Here is a 2,423-nt window from a genome sequence, read left to right on the forward strand (position 1 = left end):
GCTAAAGCCGTAATTTTAAATGGAAAATCAAGCTCTATTTCTTTATAAGACCATTTATTTTTTTTACTTTTTAATTTATAGGTCTTATTATTTTCATCTTTAATCATAAAAGCATAATCATTAGATGGACTTTTAAAGATGAAACCTACATTAAATTTTTTAGAACTTAACTTTGTATCTATAACAATGTAAGCATTTTTTTTTAAGGCATTTGCTATAACCCCGCCTAATGGATAATTAATATTTTTAGAGGTTTGAGAGTTGAGAATTTCAAAATTTTTAAATTCATAAGTTAAATTTGAGTTTTGTTGATATTTTGGCTGGATAGCATAGACAAAACCTAATGCATTTGTTTTAAAAAATAAAGTTCTTAAAGTATTAGGAAAAAAGTCTGCAGCTATATGAGAATCTCCATAAATTCTGATTCCTAAATTTTTCTTTTCTTCGATTTTTTGTTTAAGCAATCTTAAAGATTTATTATCTGCATAATTGCTAATGCAATTTTTAGTATCTAATGAAATAGCATTTAAAAAAATACAAGAAAAAGCTATAAAAATAGAAATATTTTTAATCATTCTTATCCTTAATTTTTATATATTGCATAAGAAGTTCTGACATTTTTTTAGCACCTGTTGGAGTAAAATGAATTCCATCATCTGTTCTCATTTTAACACTTTTATTGTTTTCATTTATAATATAAGTTGAAAATTTATTTTCATAACTAAAAAATGTTTTAGTCGGAATAAAAATCTCATTATTGTTTGTTACAATATTTTCATAAATATTATTTAATATAATAATTTTTTTATTTAAATCTTCTTTTTTTACTGGAGGAATCTCGTACCAAAATATTTTTACATTATATTTTTTAGCAATATTTATAAGCTCTTGTACTCTATGAGTATAAATTTGAAGCCATGATAAAGAATTAAAATGATGATAAATTCCATTTTTTTTGATATCCCAAGGATCATTTACGCCTAGCAAAATAACTAAATACTTGATATTAGGATTTTTTTGCAAAGTTGTTTGTGTAGTATTTGCCCAGTTAAAATATGATTTATAAGAAAGCCCTGTATTTTGTTTGCTAAGATTCATGGTTTTTATGCCTAAATTTTTTAAGTCTTTATTTAAAGCTACAGCAACCCCTTGCATTAAAGAATCTCCAATAAATAAAAAGCTATCTTTAGGATTTATATAAGTTATGGATTTTAAATTGTTTGTAGTATTAGTTTCTTGTATTATATTTGTTTTTATTTGTTCTAAATAATTTGAAGTGTTGAGCTCTTTTGAGTTATTATCTTCTAAAATATTATTATCAGTATCTAGATCTTCTTTAGATGTATTTTGTTGATCTATAATAATATTTTTAATCTCTTCTAATTTTACTTTTAAAGAATTTGCTTCTTTTAATATAGTATTTTGTGGATAAAAAATAAAATGATATTTTTGTTCCAAATAAGAACTTATGCTTTCATTCATCACTAAAACAACTAAGAAGAAACTGCAAAATAATACAAATAAAAATTTTAAAATATTCATTAAAAACTCGAGTAAATAAAATTTGGGATTTCGTTAGGAATAAAAGTAAAAATCAAAAGCAATAAAAAGGCTACTATAATTGGTTTTAATATTAGCGGGGTTGCTTGTAAAATTTGAGTGCAATTCTTTTTATAATTGATAAAAGAAGGATAAACTATAAAAAGAATGAAAAAAATAATTAAAATATAAAAAGTTTTATAATCAGGAATTAAGTAGAAATTTTCATAACAAGCTTTTAAATATTCAAAGCTATCATCTAATTTAGAATAATAAAAAAATATCCAAGTAAAACATATAAAGTGAAAAGTTATAAATCTTGCTATAAAAGGAAATTTTTTAAGTTTAAAAGGCATTGCGTGATTGAATATCACTCCAAAACTATGTAATAAACCCCAGATAAAAAAATTAATTGTATTTCCATGCCAAATTCCAGAAAGACAAAAAGCAATTATGATATTTAAATAAGTTCTTAAATGACCTTTTTGATTCCCTCCTAAAGGAATATAAATATATTCTTTTATAAAATTAGAAAGACTTATATGCCATCTTGCCCAAAAATCTTTTAAATTAGTAGCCAAATAGGGCATATTAAAATTAATAGGTAAATTAAATCCAAGCATTAAAGCAAAAGCACTAACTAAATCTATATATCCACTAAAATCGCAATAAATTTGTAAAGCATAGGCATAAATAGCACTTAAAAGTTCTAAAAAACTATAATTTTGAGGATAATCTAAAATTTCTTTAGAGTAAATTTCTAAATAATTTGCTAAAAACACTTTTTTAAAAATACCAAAAAGTAATAAAACAAAAATAAGATCTATATTGTTAAAATCTCTTTTTTTAAAGATTTGATTAAAAAAGAATTCACTCTTCATTAT

General features: G+C 22.5%; 2 protein-coding genes and 1 pseudogene. All 3 read right to left on the reverse strand.

The features are described 5' to 3' along the window. Positions 1–575: pseudogene (locus JG677_RS07790) on the reverse strand (hypothetical protein); the annotation flags it as partial. After that, positions 568–1,542, reverse strand: coding sequence for an SGNH/GDSL hydrolase family protein (locus JG677_RS07795; RefSeq protein WP_200170011.1), 975 nt, complete (start codon positions 1,540–1,542; stop codon positions 568–570). The pseudogene JG677_RS07790 and the gene JG677_RS07795, both read right to left, overlap by 8 nt. After that, positions 1,542–2,423, reverse strand: an 882-nt coding sequence (locus tag JG677_RS07800) for an MBOAT family O-acyltransferase (protein WP_200286070.1), incomplete at its 5' end; no start/stop codon positions are given. The genes JG677_RS07795 and JG677_RS07800, both read right to left, overlap by 1 nt.

It is taken from the genome of Campylobacter sp. TTU-622 (assembly GCF_016598965.1).
Lineage (GTDB): Bacteria > Campylobacterota > Campylobacteria > Campylobacterales > Campylobacteraceae > Campylobacter_D.

Coding starts and splice junctions, on each gene's coding strand:
- JG677_RS07795 (WP_200170011.1), bottom strand. CDS start 1,542: ATGAATATTTTAAAATTTTTATTTGTATTATTTTGCAGTTTCTTCTTA.